General features: G+C 69.0%; 17 protein-coding genes and 3 tRNA genes. 8 read left to right on the plus strand and 12 right to left on the minus strand.

Annotated features, from left to right (window positions below):
* The 3 genes from B4E30_RS07210 to B4E30_RS07220 all read right to left on the minus strand — a co-directional run.
* Nucleotides 1-1,691: bifunctional 3'-5' exonuclease/DNA polymerase (locus B4E30_RS07210; protein ID WP_286794328.1), on the minus strand; the 1,691-nt coding region annotated here is incomplete at its 3' end.
* 69 nt (nt 1,692-1,760) lie between these two features.
* Nucleotides 1,761-2,492 carry a zinc ribbon domain-containing protein gene (locus B4E30_RS07215; protein WP_071043428.1) on the minus strand — a complete coding sequence of 244 codons (732 nt, stop codon included), beginning with the start codon at nt 2,490-2,492 and terminating at the stop codon, nt 1,761-1,763.
* Nucleotides 2,493-2,530: 38 nt separating this feature from the next.
* Nucleotides 2,531-2,606: transfer RNA gene (locus B4E30_RS07220), tRNA-Val, on the minus strand.
* A gap of 165 nt (nt 2,607-2,771) precedes the next feature.
* Between B4E30_RS07220 and aceE the strand changes: the two genes are divergently transcribed.
* From aceE to B4E30_RS07250, 6 genes are all read left to right on the plus strand, one after another.
* Complete coding sequence (gene aceE, locus B4E30_RS07225) at nt 2,772-5,498, plus strand: pyruvate dehydrogenase (acetyl-transferring), homodimeric type (protein ID WP_286794331.1); 2,727 nt, start codon at nt 2,772-2,774, stop codon at nt 5,496-5,498.
* An 8-nt stretch (nt 5,499-5,506) separates the two neighbouring features.
* Nucleotides 5,507-6,721: a PucR family transcriptional regulator gene (locus B4E30_RS07230; protein WP_286794333.1), complete on the plus strand. Its 1,215-nt coding sequence runs from the start codon at nt 5,507-5,509 to the stop codon at nt 6,719-6,721.
* Between the two features lie 116 nt (nt 6,722-6,837).
* Nucleotides 6,838-7,749, plus strand: coding sequence for an ACP S-malonyltransferase (locus B4E30_RS07235; protein WP_286794356.1), 912 nt, complete (start codon nt 6,838-6,840; stop codon nt 7,747-7,749).
* Nucleotides 7,750-7,764: 15 nt separating this feature from the next.
* Nucleotides 7,765-8,766 (plus strand): beta-ketoacyl-ACP synthase III, encoded by a 1,002-nt coding sequence (locus tag B4E30_RS07240; RefSeq protein ID WP_286794335.1) that lies wholly within the window; start codon nt 7,765-7,767, stop codon nt 8,764-8,766.
* Between the two features lie 76 nt (nt 8,767-8,842).
* Nucleotides 8,843-9,091 carry an acyl carrier protein gene (locus tag B4E30_RS07245; protein ID WP_071043424.1) on the plus strand — a complete coding sequence of 83 codons (249 nt, stop codon included), beginning with the start codon at nt 8,843-8,845 and terminating at the stop codon, nt 9,089-9,091.
* Between the two features lie 58 nt (nt 9,092-9,149).
* Nucleotides 9,150-10,388 carry a beta-ketoacyl-[acyl-carrier-protein] synthase family protein gene (locus B4E30_RS07250; RefSeq protein WP_286794337.1) on the plus strand — a complete coding sequence of 413 codons (1,239 nt, stop codon included), beginning with the start codon at nt 9,150-9,152 and terminating at the stop codon, nt 10,386-10,388.
* Nucleotides 10,389-10,551: 163 nt separating this feature from the next.
* On the opposite strand, the gene B4E30_RS07255 is transcribed toward B4E30_RS07250, so the two are convergent.
* Together B4E30_RS07255 and B4E30_RS07260 are read right to left on the minus strand one after the other, a co-directional pair.
* On the minus strand, nt 10,552-11,055 hold the full coding sequence (locus B4E30_RS07255; protein WP_286794339.1) for a DUF3145 domain-containing protein: 504 nt from the start codon (nt 11,053-11,055) through the stop codon (nt 10,552-10,554).
* A gap of 183 nt (nt 11,056-11,238) precedes the next feature.
* The gene (locus tag B4E30_RS07260; protein WP_071043728.1) at nt 11,239-12,012 is read right to left on the minus strand and encodes a hypothetical protein; all 774 of its coding nucleotides are present in this window, start codon (nt 12,010-12,012) and stop codon (nt 11,239-11,241) included.
* A gap of 151 nt (nt 12,013-12,163) precedes the next feature.
* Between B4E30_RS07260 and B4E30_RS07265 the strand changes: the two genes are divergently transcribed.
* Nucleotides 12,164-14,158 (plus strand): GmrSD restriction endonuclease domain-containing protein, encoded by a 1,995-nt coding sequence (locus tag B4E30_RS07265; protein ID WP_286794342.1) that lies wholly within the window; start codon nt 12,164-12,166, stop codon nt 14,156-14,158.
* Between the two features lie 4 nt (nt 14,159-14,162).
* Here B4E30_RS07265 and gnd read toward each other — a convergent pair whose 3' ends face one another.
* From gnd to B4E30_RS07280, 3 genes are all read right to left on the minus strand, one after another.
* Nucleotides 14,163-15,212, minus strand: coding sequence for a phosphogluconate dehydrogenase (NAD(+)-dependent, decarboxylating) (gene gnd, locus B4E30_RS07270; protein WP_071043420.1), 1,050 nt, complete (start codon nt 15,210-15,212; stop codon nt 14,163-14,165).
* Between the two features lie 79 nt (nt 15,213-15,291).
* A tRNA-Ile gene (locus B4E30_RS07275) sits at nt 15,292-15,365 on the minus strand.
* A 32-nt stretch (nt 15,366-15,397) separates the two neighbouring features.
* Complete coding sequence (locus tag B4E30_RS07280) at nt 15,398-16,471, minus strand: DMT family transporter (protein WP_414683192.1); 1,074 nt, start codon at nt 16,469-16,471, stop codon at nt 15,398-15,400.
* A gap of 51 nt (nt 16,472-16,522) precedes the next feature.
* On the opposite strand from B4E30_RS07280, the gene def reads away from it, so the two are divergent.
* Nucleotides 16,523-17,089, plus strand: a complete 567-nt coding sequence (gene def / locus B4E30_RS07285) for a peptide deformylase (RefSeq protein ID WP_286794346.1) — start codon at nt 16,523-16,525, stop codon at nt 17,087-17,089.
* Between the two features lie 45 nt (nt 17,090-17,134).
* On the opposite strand, the gene B4E30_RS07290 is transcribed toward def, so the two are convergent.
* The 4 genes from B4E30_RS07290 to B4E30_RS07305 all read right to left on the minus strand — a co-directional run bounded on the left by B4E30_RS07290 (nt 17,135) and on the right by B4E30_RS07305 (nt 18,922).
* Nucleotides 17,135-17,314: a hypothetical protein gene (locus tag B4E30_RS07290; protein WP_071043419.1), complete on the minus strand. Its 180-nt coding sequence runs from the start codon at nt 17,312-17,314 to the stop codon at nt 17,135-17,137.
* A 12-nt stretch (nt 17,315-17,326) separates the two neighbouring features.
* Nucleotides 17,327-17,680, minus strand: coding sequence for a hypothetical protein (locus B4E30_RS07295; RefSeq protein ID WP_286794349.1), 354 nt, complete (start codon nt 17,678-17,680; stop codon nt 17,327-17,329).
* Nucleotides 17,674-18,675, minus strand: coding sequence for a ferric reductase-like transmembrane domain-containing protein (locus B4E30_RS07300; protein ID WP_286794351.1), 1,002 nt, complete (start codon nt 18,673-18,675; stop codon nt 17,674-17,676). Before B4E30_RS07300 ends, B4E30_RS07295 begins: the two co-directional genes overlap by 7 nt.
* A 174-nt stretch (nt 18,676-18,849) precedes the next feature.
* Nucleotides 18,850-18,922 (minus strand) — tRNA-Asn (locus B4E30_RS07305).
* Nucleotides 18,923-18,990 lie beyond the last annotated feature (68 nt).

The following is an 18,990-nucleotide window of genomic DNA, read 5'->3' on the forward strand; positions in this document are numbered from 1 at the left end:
AAGTCGCCGAACAGCAACCGGCCGGCTGAGGCAGCCGCGTCGCGGACCGCCTCAGCGACCTCCTCCGCGTGCTCCCGTGGACAGTGCACGATCACCTCGTCATGCAGGAAGAAGGCGATGTGCGGTCGACGGGCGAACACCGGTCCGGATGCGGGGGCGGCGGTCGCGGCCTCGGGAAACGCGGTCAACCGTGTGCGAAGGTCGGCCAGCCACGCCAGCGCCCACTCCGCCGCCGTTCCCTGCACGATGAAGTTCCGAGTGAAGCGCCCGCGGTCGCGAGAGGCGCGCTTGGCGCGGAGGATGTCCGCGGTCGACGCGTCCGCCTCGCTCGCGCGTGCGTGCGTCGCCCGCCACGTCGCGCCGGCATCGGGCGTGGTCCGTCCCCATGACGTCGAGACGGGCGCGCCGTCCTCGCCACGACGTGCGGCCGCATCGACCATCGCCATCGCGCGCGGGTACGTGCGTCGCAACCTCGGCACGAGCCGTCCGCTCTCGCCCGTCGTCGCCCCGTACATCGCCCCGAGCATGGCGACCTTCGCGTCGTCCCGGGTGGCGACCGCGCCGTCGGCGACGATGCCCTCGTAGAGGTCACGGCCGCGCGACGCCTCCGCGAGGGCCGCATCCCTCGACATGCCGCACAGGACGCGCGGCTCGAGCTGCGCGACGTCGGCCACGACCAGACACCACCCCGGATCGGCGCGGACCGCGGAGCGGAGTCCGCGCGGGATCTGCAGCGCTCCCCCGCCGGCGGAGGCCCAGCGCCCGGTCACGACTCCCGCCGGAATGTACACGGGACGGAAGCGACCCGCCGAGACCCATTCGTCCGACCACGCCCAGCCGTTCGCCGACCAGAGCCGCGCAAGGCGTTTGTACTCCAGGAGCGTCGGGACCACCTCGTGCTCGACGCGCTCGAGCTCCCATCGGCTCGTCGACTCGACCGCGATCCCCCTCCGATGCAGCGCGCGGAGGAGCTTGACCGCGGAGTCGGGGTTGAGGGTCGGATCGTCGAGCTGCTCGCGCAGACGCTGAGCGAGCAGCTCCAGCTGCGACGGTCGCGCACCCGAGGGCGGACGAGCGCCGAGTTCGGCCTCGAGCACGGCGTCATGTCGCGCCTGGTCCCAGGGGAGCCCGGCGGCATGCATCTCTGCCGCAAGCAGAGCGCCCGCCGACTCCGCGGCGGCGAGCAGGTGGAGCCCGGAACCAGCGCGCGCGGTCGACAGCGCCTCGCGCTGCCGGCGGAATTCGGCCAGGGTCGCAGCGATGGCCCCGGTCGTGTCCGTCGGAGCAGCGAGATCGAACAGCGTCGCCGCGGCGGCAGCCACCGCGGGCGACGGTCCGCCCTCCCATTCCGCTGCGGCACGCAGGGCACCGGGCGCGCCGATGTCCGCGCTGCACGCGAGGATCCGGTGGCTGAGCCGCAGATCGTGCGACCGGGCGACACGCACCCCGGCGGCCAGCAGCGGCGGGTATCGCCGAGCCGTGTCGTCCCACACCCACCGCGGGGCCGAGGCGAGCTCGCGCTGGACGACGTGGTCCGCGAACTCACCTGGAGCCAGCGACACCCGGCGTCGTTCACCCGCATCCGCGTCGAGATCCACGACCACCACACGCTGGTCGTGATCGCCGACGACCGCCCAGGTGATGGGGGCGAGCGGGCCGGGGTCAGCCGAGGCCGTGTCGGCGGCTCTCACCGTGGCCCGTGGCCTCGTCGGGACGCCGGATCTTCCCGCGAGGGCTCCTCTGCTGGACGATCGAAGCGCTCACAGGCCCGACTCCTCCGTGCGCACCAGGATGCAGCCGCACTCGGGGCACAGCACGACGTCGTCGTCCGCGGCGCGTCGCACCTCCGCCAGGTCGGTGCCCGAGAGAACCATATGACAGCCGCCGCAGGTGTTGCGGGTCAGCAGTCCCGCTCCGGCGTTGCGGATCGCGAGCCGGTCGTACTGCGCCACGAGATCATCGGCGATCCCGGCCGCCACCGCAGCCCGATCGCGGGTGGCGGTGGCGGCGTCGGCGGTCGCCGCTTCCACGGCGGCCTTCCCGGCGGCGCTCAGCTCCGCGCCCTCCGCGTTGGTGCGCGCGATCATCTCCTCTGCGGCCGTCACGGCGGCCTGAGCGTCCTCGAGCTGCTCCATCACGGCGAGTTCGGCGTCCTCCAGGTCGCTCTTGCGGCGGGCGAGGGAGGCGAGCTCGCTCTCCAGCCCCTGCGCTTCCTTCACGTTCGAGGTCGCGGCCAGACGCTCGGTGTCGCGCACGCGCCGCGCGTCGACGACGGCGACGTCGGCTTCGATGCGGCCGATCTCGGCCTGCAGGTCATCTCGTGTACCGAGAAGGGCGGCCAGCTCCTGAGTGCGCGCCTGGCGCTCCGCCAGCAGCTCCTTCACCCGAGCGGCGTGCGGCGGGCTCGCACGTGCCGCTTCGGCTCGCCGGATGCGGGAGTCGAGCTCGGCCAGGTCGAGGAGCGCGCGCTGATCGCGGGGAGAAGCCTTCACCCGACCAACATAGGTCACCCGCCCGAAGCGGCGCCCGGTGGTGGGCCCTGCCGGGATCGAACCGACGACATCCACGGTGTAAACGTGGCGCTCTACCAGCTGAGCTAAAGGCCCCAGGCCGTCCAGTCTAGGGTGGAGAACCACCACGACCGGCGCTTCGGAGTCACCGTCCCGACAGGACGGTAGGCTGAGCGGCGGCGTGTTTGTGCATCGCAGACAAACGCGGCATCGCGCCCCCCGATTGCTTGGCACGATCTGCCATCAGACGAAAGGTCTCCCGTGACTGTCCACGACCAGGATCCGTACTCCCAGGGCCCTCTCGACAGCGATCCCGACGAGACCGCGGAGTGGCGCGAGTCGCTGCAGCAGCTCGTCGACGCTCGCGGCCACGAACGCGGACGCGAGATCATGCTGAGCCTCCTGAAGGAGTCGAAGGAGCTGCACCTCGGCGTGCCGATGGTCCCGACGACCGACTACATCAACACGATCGCGCCCGACGCGGAACCGGAGTTCCCCGGCGACGAGGAGCTCGAGCGCCGGTACCGCGCGTGGATCCGCTGGAACGCCGCCATCACGGTGCACCGTGCGCAGCGCCCCGGCATCGCGGTGGGCGGCCACATCTCCACATACGCGTCGTCCGCCGCCCTCTACGAGGTCGGCTTCAATCACTTCTTCCGCGGCTTGGACGATCCGTCGGGCGGTGACCAGATCTTCATCCAGGGACACGCCTCCCCCGGCACCTACGCCCGCGCCTACCTCGAGGGGCGGCTGAGCGAGGACCAGCTCGACGGATTCCGTCAGGAGAAGTCCGCCGCGCCGCACGGGCTCCCCTCCTACCCCCATCCGCGCCTCATGCCGGAGTTCTGGCAGTTCCCCACCGTCTCGATGGGCCTCGGGCCCATCAACGCCGTCTACCAGGCGATGACGAACAAGTACCTCGCGAACCGCGGCATCAAGGATGTCGCCGACTCGCAGGTCTGGGCCTTCCTCGGCGACGGCGAGATGGATGAGGTCGAGAGCCGCGGGCAGCTCCAGGTCGCGGCGAACGAGGGGCTGGACAACCTGACCTTCGTGATCAACTGCAACCTGCAGCGCCTGGACGGCCCCGTCCGTGGAAACGGCAAGATCATCCAGGAGCTGGAGAGCTTCTTCCGCGGGGCGGGCTGGAACGTCATCAAGGTGATCTGGGGTCGCGAGTGGGACGAGCTCCTGGGGCGCGACGACGACGGCGCCCTGCGCAACCTCATGAACGTCACTCCGGACGGCGACTACCAGACGTACAAGACCGAAGACGGCGCCTTCGTGCGCGAGCACTTCTTCGGGCGCGACGAGCGCACCGCCGCCCTGGTGAAGGACTACTCCGACGAGCAGATCTGGAACCTCAAGCGCGGCGGGCACGACTACCGCAAGGTCTATGCGGCCTTCAAGGCGGCGCGCGAGCACAAGGGCCAGCCGACGGTCATCCTCGCCAAGACGATCAAGGGCTATGGCCTCGGCCCCCACTTCGAGGGGCGCAACGCGACGCACCAGATGAAGAAGATGACGCTGGAGGACCTCAAGCACTTCCGCGACGCGATGCACATCCCGATCTCGGATGCGCAGCTCGAGGAGAACCCCTACCTGCCGCCGTACTTCCACCCCGGGGAGCAGGACGAGACCATCCAGTACATGCTGGAGCGTCGACGCGCGCTCGGCGGCTTCCTTCCCGAGCGACGCACCCATCACGTGGGTCTCCAGCTTCCCGACGACAAGGCCTACGCACTGCCGAAGAAGGGGTCGGGCACGCAGGAGGTTGCGACGACCATGGCCTTCGTTCGCCTGCTGAAGGATCTGCTGCGCGCCAAGGACTTCGGACACCGCATCGTGCCGATCATCCCCGACGAAGCACGCACGTTCGGCATGGACGCCTTCTTCCCGACGGCGAAGATCTACAACCCGAACGGCCAGCACTACACGTCCGTGGACCGCGAGCTGCTCCTGGCCTACAAGGAGAGCCCGCAGGGCCAGATCATGCACGTCGGCATCAACGAGGCCGGCGCGATGGCCGCGTTCACCGGTGTCGGAACGGCGTATTCGACGCACGGCGAACCGCTCATCCCGGTGTACATCTTCTACTCGATGTTCGGCTTCCAGCGCACCGGCGACGCGCAGTGGGCGGCGGGCGACCAGATGGCGCGCGGGTTCATCATCGGCGCGACCGCCGGCCGCACGACCCTGACCGGGGAAGGCCTGCAGCACGCGGACGGTCATTCGCACCTGCTCGCCTCCTCCAACCCCGCCACCGTGTCGTATGACCCGGCCTACGGGTACGAGATCGCCCACATCGTGCGCGCCGGCATCGAGCGAATGTACGGCGGCAACCACCCCGACCCGAACGTCATGTACTACCTGACGGTGTACAACGAGCCGCTCGTGCAGCCGGCCGAGCCGGAGGGCGTCGACGTCGACGGCATCGTGCGCGGCATGCACCGCATCTCCGCCGCCGAGGGCGACGGACCGCGTACGCAGCTCCTCGCATCGGGCGTCGGGGTCCCGTGGGCCCTCGAGGCGCAGCAGCTGCTGCGTGACGACTGGGGAGTGCAGGCCGATGTCTGGTCGGTGACGTCCTGGACGGAGCTGCGTCGCGACGGACTCGCCGCCGACGAGCACAACTTCCTCCACCCCGACGAAGAAGCACGGACGGCCTACATCACCGAGAAGCTGCGGGACAGCGAGGGACCGGTCGTCGCGGTCAGCGACTTCATGCACGCCGTGCAGGACCAGATCCGACCCTGGGTTCCGCAGCAGTTCGCCACGCTCGGCGCGGACGGCTTCGGCTTCTCCGACACGCGGCCCGCCGCGCGCCGCTTCTTCAAGATCGACGGCCCCTCCATCGTCGTCCGGGCGCTGCAGGCGCTTGCGGCGGAAGGCACGGTCGACCGGTCGCTGTCCGCGCAGGCGATCGAGAAGTACCGCCTCCACGATGTCACCGCCGGCAACAGTGGCAACGCGGGCGGCGAGAGCTGACCGGACGCATGCCGCCCCGCTCCGCGGAGATGGACAAGGACGAGACGCTCGCCTGGCTGCGTCGCATCTCGGGTGACCTGGCCACCGCCACGATCAAGCGCCTCGAGGAGTCGCTGCCGTGGTACGCCGACATGCCGCCGGCGCGTCGGTCGGCGGTGGGCCTGGTCGCCCAGGCGGGCATCACCTCGTTCATCCAGTGGTACGACGATCCCGGCTCGACGCCGTGGATCGCGTCCGACATCTTCGCTGCCGCGCCTCGCGAACTCCTCCGGAGCGTGAGCCTGCAGCAGACGCTGCAGCTGATCCGGGCCACGGTCGAGGTCACCGAGGAGCGCGTGGCCGGCAAGGGCGAGGACCTTCGGGAAGGCATCCTGCTCTACTCGCGAGAGGTCGCCTTCGCCGCCGCCGATGTCTACGCCCGCGCCGCGGAGGCCCGCGGGCTGTGGGATGCGCGCCTGGAGGCCCTCGTCGTCGACTCGATCCTCACGGGTGAGGCCGACGAGGAGCTCCCCAGCCGGATCGCCGCCCTCGGGTGGCACGGTCACGGCGAGGTGGCGGTGCTCGTGGGCACGACCCCCGCGCAGTTCGACGTCGATCAGCTGCGCCGCACCGCACGCAAGCTCGGCGTGGACGTGCTGATCGGCGTGCAGGGATCGCGGCTCGTCCTCGTGATCGGGCGCGCCGAGGATCCGGTGCGCACCGACGAAGGATCCGGCGCGCTCCCCTTCGTCGAGATCGCCAAACGCCTCGAGCCCGGTTTCGGGGCGGGTCACCTCGTGCTGGGCCCGGTCGTTCCGGCACTCGTGGACGCCAGCCAGAGCGCCCGGGCCGCGCTGGCGGGGTTCGCGGTCGCACGCGCGTGGCGACATGCTCCGCGTCCCGTCGAGGCCGACGATCTCCTGCCCGAGCGAGCCCTGGCCGGTGATCCCCTGGCAAAGCAGACCCTCGTCGAGCGGATCTATCGCCCGCTGCAGGCCCACAGCACCGATCTCGTCACGACGCTGTGGAGCTATCTCGACAACGGGCGCTCCCTCGAGGCGACCGCGCGCGAGCTGTTCGTGCACCCCAACACGGTGCGCTATCGGCTCAAGCGGGTCTCCGAGGTGATCGGCTGGGATGCGACCGGACCACGGGAGGCTCTCATCCTGCAGATCTCGCTCGTCCTCGGCTCCATCGGAACCGACGCGACACGACGTCGGAGCGCCCCGCGTCGCCCGTCGTGACCTCGGTCCGCCAGCACCTCGACAGAGATCGTGCTGTGGTGATGCGACAAACGATGCCGGGACACTTGTGCGGCATGCCACACATCGCATCGGCTGATCCTTGGCAGGATGGGATGGTGCTCATCGCGATCTTCCCCGGTCAAGGTTCGCAGTCCCCCGGCTTCCTGACCCCCTGGCTCGAACTCGACGGCGCCCACGAGCGGCTTGCGGCCTATTCGGAGTGGTCCGGCGTCGACCTCGTCGCCGCAGGCACGGAGTGGGACGCCGACCGGATCCGCGACACCGCCGTCGCGCAGCCGCTGATCGTCGCCGCCGGGCTGCTGTCGTGGAATGCCCTCGGAGACGACCACGTCGCCGGTGTCGCCGGCCACTCGGTGGGCGAGTTCACGGCAGCCGCCGCCGCGGGCGTGCTCACCGAGGAGGATGCGATGCGCCTCGTCGGTCTGCGCGGACGCGCCATGGCGGCCGCGGCTGCATCGTCGCCGACCGGCATGAGCGCCGTCCTCGGCGGTGACACCGTCGCCGTGCTCGACCGCTTGGCGGAACTCGGTCTCACCGCTGCCAATCACAACGGCGGCGGGCAGCTCGTCGCCGCCGGCTCGCTCTCCGCCCTCGAAGCCCTCGCGGCCGAGCCCGTGCGCGGCACCCGCGTGGTCGCTCTGCAGGTCGCGGGTGCATTCCACACCGACGCCATGGCCCCGGCCGTCGACGAACTGCGGCTCGCCGCCGCGGAGGTCGCGACGCACGATCCCCAGGTGCGGCTGTGGACGAACCGCGACGGATCGATCGTGACCGAGGGTGCCTCCTTCCTGGACCTCCTCGTCGAGCAGGTGGCCTCCCCCGTGCGCTGGGACCTGTGCATGTCCGCGTTCGCCGATGCCGGCGTGAGCGGTCTCGTCGAACTCGCACCGGCCGGCACCCTCACCGGGCTTGCCAAGCGCGCACTGCGCGGCACGCCGGCGGTCGCCGTGAAGACTCCGGCGGATCTGCCCGCCGCCGCCGAACTCCTCAGCCCATCCACCTCCTGAGCGGAGCCCTCACACATGACCCCCACCCTCCGACAGTCCCGGGGCGCCGCGCACACCCGCATCTACTCGTATGGCGCCGCCCGCGGCGAGAACGCCGTGCCCAACGACGATCTCGTCGGACCCATCGACTCCAGCGACGAATGGATCCGACAGCGCACCGGCATCATCACGCGCATGCGTGCGACCCCCGGTACGACAGCCATCGATCTCGCCGCGTCGGCCGCGGAAGAGGCGATCGCGCGCTCGGGTGTTCCCGCCGATCGGATCGGCGCCGTCATCGTGGCGACGATCAGCAATCCGAAGCAGACGCCCTCCGTGTCGGCCATCGTCGCCGATCGCGTCGGTTCGAACCCCGCCGCCGCATACGATCTCAACGCGGCGTGCGCCGGCTTCGCATACGGGGTGGCGCAGGCTGACGCCCTCATCCGCTCCGGTGCGGCCGAGTACGCGCTCGTCATCGGCACGGAGAAGCTCAGCGACATCGTCGATCCCACCGACCGCAGCATCTCCTTCCTCCTGGGCGATGGAGCCGGCGCGGTCGTCGTGGGCCCGAGTGACACGCCCGGCATCGGACCGACGGTGTGGGGCTCGGACGGATCCAAGGCGGACGCCGTCGGGATGAACCACACGCTCACGGACTTCCGCGACGGAAACTCCCCCTGGCCCACCCTGCGTCAAGAAGGTCCGACCGTCTTCCGCTGGGCGGTGTGGGAGATGGTCAAAGTCGCGCGCCAGGCTCTCGAGGAGGCCGGCGTCGAGGCGTCGGATCTCGCCGCGTTCGTCCCCCATCAGGCGAACATGCGCATCATCGACGAATTCGCCAAGCAGCTCGGCCTCCCCGACACCGTCGCCGTCGGACGCGACATCGCCACGACGGGGAACACCTCCGCGGCGTCCATCCCCCTCGCCACGCACCGGCTGCTCGAAGAGCATCCCGAACTCAGCGGCGGGCTCGCCCTGCAGATCGGATTCGGCGCCGGACTGGTCTTCGGCGCGCAGGTGGTGGTGCTGCCGTGAGCGGCCCGACCACCGCCCTAGACTGATCAACGGCCCGCGCGCGGCGCCAGCATCCCCGACAGACAAGGAGAACACCATGGCACTCACCAATGACGAGGTCCTCGCCGGACTCGCCGAACTGATCACCGACGAGACCGGCATCTCGGCGGACGAGGTCGCGATGGAGAAGTCGTTCACCGACGACCTGGACATCGACTCGATCTCGATGATGACCATCGTCGTCAACGCCGAGGAGAAGTTCGGCGTGACCATTCCCGACGACGAGGTCAAGAACCTCAAGACGGTCGGCGACGCCGTCACCTACATCACGTCCAACCAGGCGTAACCCTTCTGGTGGGGGCGCCGGCCCCCACCAGCGTTCTTTCACGAGGAGTTCCTTCCCCATGACCGCGTCACGCATCGTCGTCACCGGAATCGGCGCGTCGTCGCCGATCGGCGGCACCGCCCCCGAGAGCTGGTCCGCCCTGCTGGCCGGCGCGTCCGGCACACGCACGCTCGAGTACGACTGGGTGGAGGAGAACCAGCTGCCCGTCACGTTCGCCGCGCAGGCCGCCGTGCGACCGGAGACGGTGCTGGAGCGGCCCATGGCCAGGCGCCTGGACCCGGCATCGCAGTTCGCGATCGTGGCGGCGATGGAGGCCTGGGCGGACGCCGGCACGCCCGAGGTCGAGCCCGAGCGCCTCGGCGTCGATTTCGCCACCGGCATCGGCGGCGTGTGGACCCTGCTCGACGCGTGGGACACGCTGCGTGAAAAGGGCCCCCGTCGGGTGATGCCCATGACCGTTCCCATGCTCATGCCCAACGCCGCCGCAGGCAACCTGTCCCTGCACTTCGGCGCTCGCGCCTTCGCCCGCACGGTGGCCAGCGCGTGCGCATCGAGCACCGAGTCGATCGTGAACGCGGCCGAGCACATCCGCACGGGCCTGGCCGATGTCGTGATCGCCGGCGGCACCGAGTCGGCGATCCACCCGATCACGATCGCGTCGTTCGCGTCGATGCAGGCGCTGTCGCGGCGCAACGACGACCCCGCCACCGCCTCGCGCCCCTGCAGCGTCGACCGCGACGGCTTCGTGATGGGCGAGGGTGCCGCGGTGCTGATCCTGGAGTCGGAAGAACACGCCCGCGCCCGAGGCGCCAAGATATACGCCTACGTCGTCGGCGGCGCCGTCACCGCCGACTCGTACCACATCACGGCAAACGATCCCGAGGGCCACGGCGCACAGCGCGCCGTGGAGATGGCGCTCGCTTCCGCCGACGCCTCGCCCGACGACGTCACGCACATCAACGCACATGCCACCTCGACGCCGGTCGGAGACCCGAACGAGTACACGGCGCTGAAATCGGTGTTCGGCCCCCGCATCGAGGAGATTCCCGTGTCGGCGACGAAGGCCTCGACCGGACACCTTCTCGGCGGAACCGGCGCCCTGGAGGCGATGTTCACCGTCAAGGCGCTCCAGGACCGGCTCGCGCCTCCGACGATCAACATCACGACGCAGGACGAGGCCGTCCCCTTCAACATCTCGGGCTCGCAGGTCGAGCTCGGCCGCGGCGACCAGCTGGCGATCAGCAATTCGTTCGGCTTCGGCGGCCACAACGCCGTCGTGGCGCTGGCCTCGGCCTGACCTCACGTGACGAAGCCCCCGCCTGGGTGCGGGGGCTTCGTCGTGAGCAGATGCACTGGGGTCGCATCTGGGGTACAGGCGGCGATTCGCTTTCTCGCGTCCCGGGTGTCCTCCTCCGAGCTTCGGTAGTGGCGCCTCGCCGTTCCTGAGTCTGTGCCGGGCCTCACCCCACCTTGTGCAGCCACACGACGGGCGCATCGTCACCAGCGTGCCGGAAGGGTTCCAGCTCCTCGTCCCACGCAGCTCCCAGCGCGACGTCGAGTTCGCGCTGGAGTTCCCGCGCATCGCCGGCGGCGACCTCCATCGCGTAGCGGAGGCGATCCTCACCGATGACGATGTTGCCGACGGCGTCGGTCTGCGCGAAATGGATACCGAGCCCCGGCGTGTGCAGCCACCGGCCGCCGTCGTGCCCGGGCGAGGGATCCTCGGAGACCTCGAAACGAAGGTGCTCCCAGCCGCGGATGGCGCTCGCGAGCGCGGCACCCGTACCGGCGGGACCGTCCCAGTAGAACTCAGCACGGCGCGTGCCGGGCTGGACGGGCTGCTCGGACCAGTCGAAGTTGACTGCTCGGCCGATGGCACGACCCACCGCCCACTCGAGGTGGGGGCAGAGCGCGCGAGGTGCGGAGTGGACGTACACCACTCCGCGAGAACGCGATGTCGCCATGATGTCTCCGTTTCGTTGTCAGGTGCGTCTTCCCCTACGACCTGGCACCACGGAGCATGGCGGACATGTTCGGTTGTCTGCCGTCATTATCACCCGATGCGGCCGATAATCACAAGGGATCCGGCCGCGACACGCCGCGAGCCCCCGACGATGTCGCCGGGGGCTCGAGGAGGATGTGCGAGCTCAGGCCTCGCTCATCGCGAGCTTCTCCTTCTGGCCCTTGGCGGCGTAGTACGCAGCACGTGCGGCGTCGCGCCGCGCCTGCTCGGCCTGACCGGCCTCCCGGACTTCTTCCGAGATCTCGTAGTACTCCGTCGTGGGCTGGCCGTTGTAACGCGCGATGTACTCGTCGAGCTCGGGCCCCGACTCCCACGAGGTGATCAGGCAGTATCGCGGCTCGTCACCCTGGTGGTGCACCGCATGCCACAGACGCTGCGTGTCGACGATCAGCTGCGCACCGGCGGGCAGCGCGATCCGGTACTCGATGCTCGGGTCGCTGCGGTTCTCCCGAAGCACGAAATAGCTGTCCTTGTCGTCGGTGAGGTTGAAGAACCCACGCACGACCCAGCCGGTGCCGTCGGGGTTGAGGCGGTTGTTGTCGTCCTGGTGCAGGTTGTAGAGGCAGTCCGCGTAGGAGTTCGGCTGCAGCTCGATGATGCGGCACCGTCCGACGTTGGCACCGGGCTCCTTGGCCCGCGCGGTGAGGGTCGGCGCCTTCTCGGTCTGCTCGTCGATCCAGACGCCGTCCTTGTCGGTGCGCGGCGGCTCGTGGTTCCAGAAGCCGTTGCATTCGATCTCACCCTTGGCCGAGGCCAGCGGGGCGAAGCGGGTGTCGCCGGAGGACTTCCAGTCGACGTATTCGATCTCGAGCCACTCCTTGGGGTCGATCTCCTTGTCGTACGGGTCGAGCACGACGAAGCCGGTCGATTCGAGAGCGGCGCTCTTGATGTAACCCATGATGCGAATCATGACCTTTCCGTTCGGGGCCAGCACGTTTTTACAGGCCCGACTTAGGCAAGCCTACCTCGCCGCCGGTCGGCGCCCCGTGGTCGCCGACCCGGTTCACTAGACTCGACGGCGGCCTGCAACGAACGGAGCGAAGCGCCCCATGCTCACTGCCACGAACATCGATGCCCACGCGGTGAACACCGTCGCCTGGCTGTCCGCCGCCGACGCGACGATTGTGGTCCCGGTGTACCAACGGCAGTATCGCTGGGACATCGGCGGCTGCGAACAGCTGCTCGCCGACATCCGCGCGGTCGCCGATTCGGACGAGCGTCATATGCACTTCATCGGGTCGATCCTGAGCGCTGAGATGCGCACCGATCGCCTGTCCGAGCTCGTCCTGATCGACGGGCAGCAGCGGATCACCACGCTCATGCTCCTCGTCGCCGCGCTGCACCACACCGTGCGAGACCACGACCCGCTGCTGGCCGGTGAGCTCGAGCAGGTCCTCGTGCATCCCGACGCACGCGCGACGAAGCTGCGCCCGCATCGCGCCTGGGCGAACGTATTCGAGGCGGTCGTCACCGACTCGCGCGGAGACGCCGTGCGCGACTCCCGCTTCGACGACAACTACGCCTTCTTCCGCAGCCAGGTGCGCCCCGACGAGGTCGCGCGGGTCTGGCGAGGTCTGCAGAAGCTCGAGCACGTCGCGATCACCCTCGGGCCCGGCGCGAACGCCCAGCAGATCTTCGAGTCGCTCAATTCCACCGGCGAGCCGTTGCGCGACCACGAACTGATCCACAACTACGTGCTGATGGGCCTGTCACACGGCGAGCAGACGGCCATCGAGGACGAGTTCTGGCTCCCCATCGAGCGGCACACCGGCGAGCGGATCGCGGACTTCTGGAACCACTATCTGGTGATGATCGGAGGACGCGAGGTCGCCGTCACGCGTGGGCGTGGTGTGTACGAGGCCTTCCGGACGTACTTTCCGCGGCTGGAACCGGCGGCCCTGCGCACCCATGCCGAAGCCTGGCGCGCCTATGCCGAGGTGTACGGCGTGCTCCTCGACCCGGCACGCGAAGCGGACCCGGACGTCTCCCGTCACCTCCGCTGGCTCTCGGTCTTCGGCGCGGGGATGTTCCCCCTCATGATGCGCGTGCATCGCGAATGGACCACCGGCGTCATCGACAAGCCCACGCTGGTGACGGTCCTCGAGCAGCTCCAGTCGCTCCAGCTGCGTCGTACGATCGTGCGCCTCACGAACGAGCGCCTCGTCGCGAGACTCCTCCGGGCTCTGGACGACGGTGTGGACGCCCTCACGCTCGCCATCTCCCGGCTCACTCCCTCGGATGACCGCGTCCGCGTGGCGCTGAAGTTCACCGAGCTCCCGCATGCGACCTACGTGATGGCCCGGCTGGCGGGCGTCGACGACGTCGCCGATGTGGACGTGGACCACATCTTCCCCCTCGCCCCCTCCGACGACTGGACGGGCGACGGACGCACGGCGTGGTCGGACTTCGACGACGACACGCAGAACGCCCATCGCGCTCTTGCCGCAACCCTCGGCAACATCGTCCTCCTGGAAGAGGATGCCGCGATGGCGTCCTTCGGCGCGTCCTTCCCCGCTAAGCGCGCCGTCCTCGGGCGCAGCGCCATCCCGCTGACGGCGGAGGCTGCGAGAGCCGAGCAGTGGAACACGGCGGCGATCTCGGCGCGCTCGGCGTCACTTGCAGCCGCGTTCATGACCACGTGGCCGCGCCGCGGGCCGATCGTCATCGATGACGACGGGCTGATGCCCATCCTCGATGCGGTACCGCGCCGCGGATGGCCGCGCGGATGGCAGAAGGAGTTCGCCTACGTCGAGTACGTCGGCGAGCACTGGGAGGTCCCCGACGTGAAGTACCTTTTCAACCGGATCTTCAAGCGCCTGTGGGCCGACTCGCGCATATCGGTGGAGACCTTCAGCGCGCGCCGGGGTGGGCCGGTGTACCCGGAGATGTCGTGGACCGGTCAGTGGGACCGCCTCGACGACGAGCACTTCCTGTACATGGGATGGGACTCGCGCTATATGCTCACCGCCATCCAGGGCGTCCTCGTCGAAGCGGGCCTCGCGCCGGAGGTGTTCGTGAAGTACTCCTACCTGTGGGCCGACTGACGACTCACTCGGCCTTGCGCGACCCCGCCTCGAGGCGATCGCCGGTCGGCAGCTCCTGGTGCCCACCGAATTGGAGGCGCATCGCCGAGAGCAGCTGATTCGCGTACTGGTCTTCGTCCCGGGAGGCGAAGCGCTCGAACAGCGACGCGGCGAGCACCGGCGCCGGCACACCGACGTCGACGGCGGCCTTGACGGTCCATCGCCCCTCTCCCGAGTCCGACACGCGGCCGGCGAGCCCGTTCAGGTCGGGGCTCTGCTCGAGGGCGGCAGCCGTGAGATCGAGCAGCCAGGAGGAGATGACCGAGCCTCGCCGCCACAGCTCCGCGACCTTCGGCACATCGATGTCGAACTGGTAGAACTCCGGCTCCTCGAGCGGTGCGACCTCCGCGGAGTGCTCGGCCTCGCGCACTCCTGCATCCGCGTTGTGCAGAATGTTGAAACCCTCCGCGAGGGAGGCCATGATGCCGTACTCGATGCCGTTGTGCACCATTTTGACGAAGTGGCCGGCACCCGCGGGTCCGCAGTGCAGGTAGCCGAGCTCCTCGGGAGCGTATCCCCCCGACCGACCGGGCGTGCGATCGATCTCACCCGGTCCGGGCGCGATCGTGCGCAGCACGGGCTCGATCGTCCGAACCGCTTCGTCGGCGCCGCCGACCATCAGGCAGTAGCCGCGTTCGAGCCCGAACACACCTCCGCTCGTGCCGGCATCGACATAATGGATGCCTTCCTCGCGCAGAACCGCCGCGCGACGCACGTCGTCGCGGTAGTTCGAATTCCCGCCGTCGATGATGATGTCACCCGGCGCGAGGTGTTCGGCGACCTCTGTGACGACCGTGCCCGTCAGCCCCGCCGGAATCATGAGCCACACCACGCGCGGGCCCTCGAGCTTCGACGCCATATCGGCGAAGTCGGTCGCCGGCGTCGCCCCCTCCCCCGCCAGCGCGGACACCGCGTCGGCGTTGACGTCGTAGACGACGCACTCGTGTCCGTCGCGCATGAGGCGGCGCACGATGTTCGCCCCCATGCGTCCGAGTCCCACCATTGCCAGCCGCATCCGCGTCTCCTCTCGGGTCAGTCCGACCCTATCGACGCGCCCGATGGAGCAGGAACCCCTTGCGTGGGCTCACCGTGAGTAGGGCGGGTGGGACTTGAACCCACGATCGTCGGGTTATGAGCCCGCTGCCTTGACCAGCTTGGCCACCGCCCCCGGCATCCCGATCGGGATGACCTCGTACGAGCCTACCGGGCGTCGTCGTCGGGATCGTTGATCGGCGGCTCCGGCCAGACCTTCGCAACCGCCTCTCCCAGCCGCGTGGACCCGGTCGGCGGATGGGGCCCGTCGAAGCCGCTGCCGTCGCTGCCCCGCTCCAGAGGGAGTTCCTGGCTGTCGGAGATGATCTGCGGGTGGTGGCGCGCGAGCTGGAACACCCCCCACACGGCGATGGCGCCGGCGACGGCGAACCCGATGTAGGCCCACAGGGGTGCGTTCTGCGCCTCGCCGAGAACCGTGAGTCCGATGACGACGGCGACGATCGGGTCGATCACGGTCAGTCCGGCGATGACGAGATCGGGAGGCCCCGACGAGTACGCCGACTGCACGAAGTACGCCCCGACCGCGGTCACGATGAGAAGTGCCGCGACGCAGGTGAGGGTCAGCCACTCGAAGTCACCCGACTCGATGCGGCTGAGGACGACCTTGGCGAGCGTCGCGACGAATCCGTAGAGGATGCCCGCGGCCATGATGTAGAAGAGCGCGCCGACGTGGTGACGCCGCCACAGCCATACCGCACTGAACAGCACCGCGACCACCGCGAGGATGAGAAGGACGGTGATCAGCTGCCGGTCGCTGAGGGGCGTCTCCGTGGCGAACAGGGCCGCGATCGTCACGAAGAGGAAGATGCCGCCCACGCACGCCACGATCGCGATCACGGATCGCCGCGTCGGCCGATGGCCGCTGATCTTGGCGTTGAGGAGCGTCGTGATCACGAGCGCGATCGCTCCGAGCGGCTGCACCACGATGAGCGGTGCGAACGACAGCGCCGAGAGCTGACAGACGATCGCGAGACCCAGCATGACCGTGCCGAGCACCCACGACGGGCGGGCGAGGAGCCGGCCGAGCTGCGCCGCCGTCAGGCCCTTCTGCGCGCCACCGCTCAGGCGCTCCACCTTGGTCACCCCTCGGTGCTGATACTGCGCCCCGAAGGACATGAAGACCGCGCCGATGAGGGCGAGGGGGATGCCGATGAGGATCCCCGGATCCTGGAACGCGCCCACGAGCTGATCGCCGACATCCTCGACACTGCCGACATCGATCGCGATCACGCTTCGACGATACCCGGGCGCCCGGAGGTTACGCTGTCGGACGTGCCCGTACTTCCGATCCGCATCATGGGCGATCCGGTCCTCCACAGCCCCGCCTCCCCCGTCGAGTCCATCACCGACGAGATTCGCGCGCTCGTGGCGGACATGTTCGAGACGATGGATGCTGCGCCGGGCGTCGGCCTTGCCGCCCCGCAGGTCGGCGTGCCGCTGCGCATCTTCACCTACGCTTACGAAGACGACGAGGGCCACCCCTGGCGCGGGGTGATTCTGAACCCCGAGCTGTGGATGCGTCCCCTGGAGCCCGGCGCACCCGATCCTGACGAGGAGTCGGAGGGCTGCTTGTCATTCCCCGGCGAGCGGTTTCCGCTCCGTCGTTCGGACGCGGTCCGGGTGACGGGCGTCGACCTCGACGGAACTCCCGTGACACTCGAGGTCGACGGATGGCGCGCCCGGATCCTGCAGCACGAGTTCGACCACCTCGAGGGCGTCCTCTACGTCGATCGCCTGGACGACGGCGACGGGAAGACCGTGCAGAAGATCGCCCGCAAGCGCGGCTGGGGACGACCGGGCGCTGCCTGGACCCCCGGGGTGGACGAGCTCGAGGCGTAACGCACGCCGAGCGTCGGCGCCTCAGCGGGTGATCATGGACCGACCTCAGTCGCAGTGCAGATACTGCGCGTTCGCGGGCGGTGGGTCAACCGCACAGGCATCCGGCACCATCACCTGAGCGAGGACGCTCCACCCGACGCAGGCGGTCACGACCGCCGCAGACATCACCCACACGATCCGTGTGACGCGCTTCTCGCGCAGGCCGACGATCTTCTTCCCGCTCATGTGCCCACTCCGTCAGGCCATCGCGAATCGCTCGGCGCTCACGTGCGCATCCGGTATCCCCAGCGTGGCGAGCGCCGCTGTGACCGCGTCCATGACCGGACCGCTCGCGCAGAGGAAGTAGGCGCGCTCGCGCCGATCCGTCGGCAAGACGCGATCCAGCACGTCGGCGCGGATGCGGCCCGTCTCGCCATCCCAGCCGTCACCCGGGCGGCTGATGACGTGCACCACCTCGAGGTTCGGCATGCGCTCCTCGAGCTCGCGCAGCCGGTCCGCGCCGATGATCCGATCCTCATGTCTGTTGCCCAGGATCAGCAGACAGTCGCGATCGTCGTCTCGATCGGCGAGGGTGGAGATCATGCTCAGCATCGGGGTCTCACCCCCACGCCGGCGGCGATGAAGACGAACCCGTTCGCATCGTTGCGTTCCATCGTCAGGTGACCCCACGGCCCATCGAGGTAGACGACGCTGCCAAGCGACAGATCCGGAACTGTCGCGGTGAAGCCCTGCTCCGGCTTGATCGTGAACCGTACCCGCCCCGGGCTCTGCGCGCTGGAGGAGAACGAGAAGGGATGGTACGTCATCGCGAAAGGCGAACCCCCGACATGGATCCACGCGTACTGCCCGGCTTCGAACTCGAATCCGCGCGGGCCGAACGACCTCGGATCGACCGGCTCCAGCTCGATCGTCGACGAACCCGCCGCTTCGTTCTCGACGGCGACGACCCTCCAGCGTCGTCGCCAGCGGAGGATCGGGCGCACGATTCGCACCCAGACGCCGATCGAGACGAACGCGAGTGAGTAGCACACCCACAGCGCCTTCTCCCACGGCTCGTCGACGTAGTACCCGATCAGCAGAACGTGCACGAGTGCCGTCACGACGATCAGCGTCGCAAGCACACTGTGCATCACCTGCCAGACCGCGTATCGGATGTGCAGCCTCCGCCGCCAGATCGAGGTCACGATGAGCACCGCCAGAAGCACCACGCTGACCACCGCGAAGCGCGCACGGGCCGGCGCATGAGCGACATCCAGAAGAGCGAGGAAGCGCGGATCCCAGAGGAAGAGGATGATCGGGTGAGCGAAGATGAGGAGCGCGATCAGCCAGGTGATCTGCCGGTGGAAACGCAGGAGCAGATCGAGTCCGAACACGCGCGCGGTGCGCACGGTGTGCGCGGCGAGGACGAATTGGAGCCCCATCAAGGAAAGCCCGACGAATCCCGCGGCCACCGACAGATTCACCCAGAACCCACGTCCGGGATCCAGTTGGATCAGACTGAGGATCAGCGGCCCGAGTGCGATGGTGAGGTACAGCGCGGCCCACCCCGCGGCGCGCGCGGGCGTGCGCGAACGGCGCTGCGGCATGACGGAGACCTTCCGATGTCGGGTGCGACCGAACCTATCGGAAGCGGACGGAGGGGATCAAAACGGCGTCGCCCGGCCCGCGTCGATCACCCCGCAGACTCTGCAGGGATCCAGCACGAAGGCCACGGGAAACGACGAAGCCTCGGCCTTCTCTGCGAAGGTCGAGGCTTTCCGCTCCCCCACTTGGACTCGAACCAAGAACCTACCGGTTAACAGCCGATTGCTCTGCCAATTGAGCTATGGAGGAATATCCCCGCTGCGCGGGCAACCAGATGATCCTAACAGGATTCGCCCGACGGGAGGAAATCAGTCGGA

Origin of the sequence: Microbacterium sp. UBA3394, from assembly GCF_002358725.1 — a bacterium.
Taxonomy (GTDB): Bacteria; Actinomycetota; Actinomycetes; order Actinomycetales; family Microbacteriaceae; genus Microbacterium; species Microbacterium luteum.

Bases quoted from the DNA above. Each gene is read 5' to 3' on its own strand.
- B4E30_RS07290 (WP_071043419.1), bottom strand. From the start codon at position 17,314: ATGAGCGGGAAGAAGATCGTCGGCCTGCGCGAGAAGCGCGTCACACGG.
- B4E30_RS07260 (WP_071043728.1), bottom strand. From the start codon at position 12,012: ATGGGTTACATCAAGAGCGCCGCTCTCGAATCGACCGGCTTCGTCGTG.
- B4E30_RS07245 (WP_071043424.1), top strand. From the start codon at position 8,843: ATGGCACTCACCAATGACGAGGTCCTCGCCGGACTCGCCGAACTGATC.
- gnd (WP_071043420.1), bottom strand. From the start codon at position 15,212: ATGCGGCTGGCAATGGTGGGACTCGGACGCATGGGGGCGAACATCGTG.
- B4E30_RS07300 (WP_286794351.1), bottom strand. From the start codon at position 18,675: ATGCCGCAGCGCCGTTCGCGCACGCCCGCGCGCGCCGCGGGGTGGGCC.
- B4E30_RS07265 (WP_286794342.1), top strand. From the start codon at position 12,164: ATGCTCACTGCCACGAACATCGATGCCCACGCGGTGAACACCGTCGCC.
- B4E30_RS07255 (WP_286794339.1), bottom strand. From the start codon at position 11,055: ATGGCGACATCGCGTTCTCGCGGAGTGGTGTACGTCCACTCCGCACCT.
- B4E30_RS07295 (WP_286794349.1), bottom strand. From the start codon at position 17,680: ATGCTGAGCATGATCTCCACCCTCGCCGATCGAGACGACGATCGCGAC.
- B4E30_RS07230 (WP_286794333.1), top strand. From the start codon at position 5,507: ATGCCGCCCCGCTCCGCGGAGATGGACAAGGACGAGACGCTCGCCTGG.
- B4E30_RS07240 (WP_286794335.1), top strand. From the start codon at position 7,765: ATGACCCCCACCCTCCGACAGTCCCGGGGCGCCGCGCACACCCGCATC.
- B4E30_RS07250 (WP_286794337.1), top strand. From the start codon at position 9,150: ATGACCGCGTCACGCATCGTCGTCACCGGAATCGGCGCGTCGTCGCCG.